The sequence below is a fragment of the Shewanella sp. 11B5 genome (genome assembly GCF_002836795.1).
In the GTDB taxonomy this organism is placed as follows: Bacteria; Pseudomonadota; Gammaproteobacteria; order Enterobacterales; family Shewanellaceae; genus Shewanella; species Shewanella frigidimarina.
The window spans coordinates 1-4892 of sequence record NZ_PJAP01000433.1; the positions used below are offsets into that span (position 1 = coordinate 1).

Consider the following 4892-nt stretch of genomic DNA (forward strand, 5'->3'; position numbering starts at 1 on the left):
AAAAAGTATTGTGGCTCAAATCGATATTAAAAAGGGCGAATCATTTAATGACAATAATTTGACAATAAAAAGGCCGGGAACCGGCATGTCACCGGATAATTTTTGGCAGCTTACATCAGGTCAAGTCGCTTCTAAAAACTACCAGTCTGGAGACCTCATTGATGAGTAAGCCATTAATCATGATTGGTTCTGGTGGCCATGCAAGTGTACTAATGGATTTGCTTCATCTTAATGGTTGTAACGTCATTGCGTATATATCGCCATGCAAAAATATTACAAATCAAATGTTTGAATCTATTAGGCATTTAAGCAATGATGAAGACATACTCCAGTTTAATCCAGATGAGGTGTTGTTGGTTAACGGACTGGGAAGCTTACCAAAGCAAAATAACCGTGCAAAATTAGCTACGTTTTTTACCGAGCTCGATTTTAACTTTACCACTGTCATATCGCCACATGCGATAGTGTCTTCATCTGTATATTTGGCACAGGGTGTGCAAGTCATGTCTGGAGCCATTATCCAAGCTGGTGTTTATGTGGGTGAAAATACCATTATCAACACAGGGGCGATTATTGAGCATGATTGTTATGTTGGTGCTAATAATCATATCGCCCCTCGTGCGACACTTTGTGGCAATGTTAAAACTCAAGATAATGTTCACGTTGGTGTTCATGCCTGTGTAATTCAGGGCATTAATGTTGGCGGAAACGTTATAGTGGGCGCAGGAGCTTCAGTTGTTAAAAATGTAGATGATAACTCGATTGTTTTTGGTCATCAGGCTTTAATCTGTAAGGGAAATTAAACATTATGAAAAAGCATTGGAAAGATGTTGCTTTAGCACCGAAGCAGTCCATTCGTGATGCTTTAGAGATCATTAACCTTCATGCTCTGCAAGTTGCTTTGGTTGTCGATGACAATGATCAATTGCAAGGTGTTGTTACAGACGGTGATATAAGACGAGCTTTATTAAATAATCTTACGCTTGACCAGTCTGTGGCTCTCGTCATGAACCGCAATCCAATTACTGCAACGTTTGATACCCCCAAGCAAAAACTCATCCGCTTAATGGAGAAAAAAAGTATTTTAGCTATTCCATTGATTAAATGTGGAAAAGTTGCAGGTCTTCAAACCTTAAAACAGGCGTTGAATCAACCTTATTATGATAATCCTGTGCTTATTATGGCGGGTGGCTTTGGTACGCGTTTACGTCCATTAACGGATAACTGCCCTAAGCCAATGCTAAAAGTAGGTAATAAACCGCTTTTAGAAATGACGATTCTTAATTTTGCCAAAGCTGGGTTTGTGAATTTTTATATTTCAACTCACTTCATGCCTGACCAGATTAAAGACTATTTTGGTGATGGCAGCCGACTCAGCGTCAATATTACCTATATCCATGAAGATGAACCGTTAGGCACTGGTGGAGCATTAGGCTTACTGCCGGATGATATTCCTGCGTTGCCGCTTATTATGATGAATGGTGATGTATTAACAAAAGTTGACTTTCAGCGTTTACTGGATTTTCATAATGAAAGTGAAGCGCATGCCACTATGTGCGTGAGAGAATATGAATACCAAATTCCTTATGGTGTGATTAATGGCAAAGGGAATACTGTTGTGAGTATGGAAGAGAAGCCAACTCAACGCTTTTTTGTCAATGCAGGTATCTATGTCGTCTCACCAGAGATAATCAAACAAGTGAGTGTCAATCAAGTGATTGATATGCCGACGCTGTTGGACAATAAGATTCAAACTGGCGGTAAAGTGTTAATGTTCCCATTACATGAATATTGGTTAGACATTGGCCGGTTAGATGATTTTAACCGTGCTCAAGCGGATATATGTGCATTAGGAATGAGTGAATGATTTCCGCCGTCGTGATCGGCTTGGGTGGCATTGCCACTCGGCACCGAAAAAATATAAAGCAGCTCTTACCAGGGGTAAAAGTTTATAGCTTGTCTGCCAGTGGCAGAAACATCACTCTGCCGATAGAACATGCTGATGCTGTTTTATCGAGTATGAGTGAGGTTATTCAGCTAAAGCCTGATTTTGTCATTATTGCTTCACCATCTTCATTACACTCTCAGCATGCTATTCCGTTAATTGAAGCTAATATTCCGATATTAATTGAAAAACCTATCGCCGCGACAACGGCTCAAGCTAATGCTTTGGTAGTCGCTTTTGTAGAACATCGCACCCCCGTTGCCATTGGTTATTGTTTACGTTTTATGCCTGCAGCATTAAAGCTTAAAGCCATCATCGACAGTAATCTGCTGGGTGATATTTATCATTGCGCTTGTAACGTTGGACAATACTTACCAGATTGGCGTCCCAGTAAAAATTATTTATCAACAGTATCTGCAAACGCAGAGTTAGGTGGAGGGGTATTATTAGAGCTCAGTCATGAGTTGGACTACTTACAATGGATATTGGGTGATCTGAAATTTGAACATGCAATATTACGTAGTTCAAACGAACTTAATTTAACTGTTGAAGAGATAGCTGATTTAACCTTATCTACGGGTTCAGGGATTATATGTCAGCTCCATATGGATTTTTTACAGCGCATACCGCAGCGTAAATGCCAATTCATGGGGCTTAAAGGTCGTGTGGAATGGGACTTAGTTGAAAACAGTATCACAGTGTTTAATCAGCAAGGTACGCAATTGATTTATTCAGAGCCTACTTGGGATAGAAACATAATGTATCTCGACATGCTTAAGTCATTTATTGCTCAAATTCATAATGATTTAAACGATAACTCGACTGTGTCACAAGCAGCTAAAACAATTGCATTAATCGATACTGTGAAAGACCAAGCGTGTTACAGAGGACGAATATGAAAACATACGGATTTATTTTTGCTCGGGGCGGGTCAAAAGGATTACCCAGAAAGAACATCAAATTATTACACGGTAAGCCACTTATTACTTATTCGATAGAAAGTGCCATTTTGTCGCCTATGATAGATAAGGTTTTTGTATCAACTGAAGATGCTGACATTGCTGCTATAGCTACTCAAGCAGGTGCGGAAGTGATTACTCGGCCTGCTGAATTAGCGAGTGATACCAGCCCTGAATGGCTATCGTGGCAACATGCCTGCCAGTGGGTAAAAGATAAATATGGTGACTTTGATTATCTAGTCAGTTTACCTGCGACAAGCCCACTGCGAAGTGTTGAAGATATATCAGCTGCAATTGTTGCACTTTTACCCGATTCACCCAATAGTTTACCCACCTTTGATGCTTGTATTTCGGTAACGCCTGCCAATCGTAGTCCATATTTTAATATGGTGGTTAAGCATGAGTCTGGACAGGTATCAGTTGTTAATCCATTAGAGGGCAACTTTGCTAGAAGGCAAGATGTACCAGAAGTTTTTGATATGACAACGGTTGTTTATAGCACTACTCCTGAATATGTATTAGCGAGTAAAAACATATTCAATGGCAGGATAACCAGCATTGAAGTGCCAAAAGAACGCGCAATCGATATTGATGATATTTATGATTTTATGCTGGCGGAAGCCATTTTAAAGAAAGGGTAAAATATGCTGTCTAATAAGCGAATTTTAGTTTTAGGTGCCGGTGGCTTGTTGGGGAAAGTGGTTGTCGATGCACTTTTAACCAATAACGCAGAGGTGATTGCGACAGACATCCAAACAGAACCTTTGTTCGCTCATTTTACCGCGGATTATGCTGGTAAACTTGTAATAACATCCCTTGATGTTAATAACGAAGCTAACGTGGTGTCATTTTTTAATGATCAGCAACGTATCGATGGCGTAGTGAACTGCAGTTATCCTCGCAATAAAGATTATGGCAAAAAATTATTTGACGTTAGCTTAGCGAGTTTTAACGATAATGTGTCTATGCATTTAGGTGCTGCTTTTTTGATAATGCAGCAAAGTGCGGCATTATTCTTGCGACAAAACTCCTCGCTATCAATTGTTAATATTTCTTCTATCTATGGTGTTGTGGCCCCCAAGTTTGAGGTGTATGACAACACCAATATGACTATGCCAGTAGAGTATGCGGCTATTAAGTCGGCTATTTTACATCTGAATAAATACTTTTCGAGTTTTATGTGTGATAGTCGTTTTAGAGTAAATAGTATTAGCCCAGGTGGATTATATGATTCGCAGCCTCGGGCATTTCTAGATAAATACAAACAACTAACGATGGGTGCTGGGATGTTGAATGCGACCGATATGACGGGAGCCATTTCGTTTCTTCTTTCTGAACAATCACAATACATGACTGGTCAGAACTTAATTATAGATGATGGGTTTTCACTCTAACTATGTTGAGTAAAGTAAAGTAAATTTAAATATTGATAATATACAATACTGTTTAATCTTAATAAATGATTTTTAAATTGAAAATCAAGATCCGTTCGGTCGTGACCCGGTGGTATATATAGATGTAGCAAAAACAGCGACAAAGAAAATTTTTGAGAAGAGACTGAATTTAGCTCATATCAAGCATATCGAAGAATTCCAACACATGCTTCGGAATCTAGCAATGTTTATTGAAATTGACGAAAATGTATGAGATTTAGCATGCTCTAATTAAACATTGTTATAAAAGGTTCATCGTCAGCGTTGAATTTATTACAAACTTATGCAAGGTTTGCATGATGAATTGCATTTAAAACTAGCCTCAACTCTTCTATAATTAGATTTAGTGAGTCAGACACTTGAGAAAGTAATTGCATATATTGATCAATATATACCGCAATATGTTGATGTACTTCGATTGCAAGGCAAGCTTATTACCGCTGTTAATGTGTATCTCGATAGCCTTGATAAATATCCTATACTTATAGATGTAGTCACTTGGTTAAATTGGGGTTTTTTATGATTGACGTTAATTAAGTTGATGCTGTTCAAACT

Annotated in this window: 6 protein-coding genes; all 6 read left to right on the forward strand. The window is 38.6% G+C overall.

What is annotated here, in order from left to right; genetic code table 11:
• Positions 1-10 precede the first annotated feature (10 nt).
• Genes CXF78_RS22050 through CXF78_RS10125 form a run of 6 tightly spaced genes read left to right on the forward strand, consistent with a single transcriptional unit; the run spans position 11 to position 4298 of the window.
• Positions 11-169 (forward strand): hypothetical protein, encoded by a 159-nt coding sequence (locus CXF78_RS22050; protein ID WP_374702281.1) that lies wholly within the window; start codon positions 11-13, stop codon positions 167-169.
• Positions 162-803: an acetyltransferase gene (locus CXF78_RS10105; protein WP_102036698.1), complete on the forward strand. Its 642-nt coding sequence runs from the start codon at positions 162-164 to the stop codon at positions 801-803. The genes CXF78_RS22050 and CXF78_RS10105 overlap by 8 nt, the downstream gene beginning before the upstream one ends.
• A 5-nt stretch (positions 804-808) precedes the next feature.
• Positions 809-1867: a nucleotidyltransferase family protein gene (locus CXF78_RS10110; RefSeq protein ID WP_102036699.1), complete on the forward strand. Its 1059-nt coding sequence runs from the start codon at positions 809-811 to the stop codon at positions 1865-1867.
• Positions 1864-2844 (forward strand): Gfo/Idh/MocA family protein, encoded by a 981-nt coding sequence (locus CXF78_RS10115; protein ID WP_102036700.1) that lies wholly within the window; start codon positions 1864-1866, stop codon positions 2842-2844. The genes CXF78_RS10110 and CXF78_RS10115 overlap by 4 nt, the downstream gene beginning before the upstream one ends.
• Positions 2841-3545, forward strand: a complete 705-nt coding sequence (locus CXF78_RS10120) for an acylneuraminate cytidylyltransferase family protein (RefSeq protein ID WP_102036701.1) — start codon at positions 2841-2843, stop codon at positions 3543-3545. Before CXF78_RS10115 ends, CXF78_RS10120 begins: the two co-directional genes overlap by 4 nt.
• 3 nt (positions 3546-3548) lie before the next feature.
• The gene (locus CXF78_RS10125; RefSeq protein WP_102036702.1) at positions 3549-4298 is read left to right on the forward strand and encodes an oxidoreductase; all 750 of its coding nucleotides are present in this window, start codon (positions 3549-3551) and stop codon (positions 4296-4298) included.
• Positions 4299-4892 lie beyond the last annotated feature (594 nt).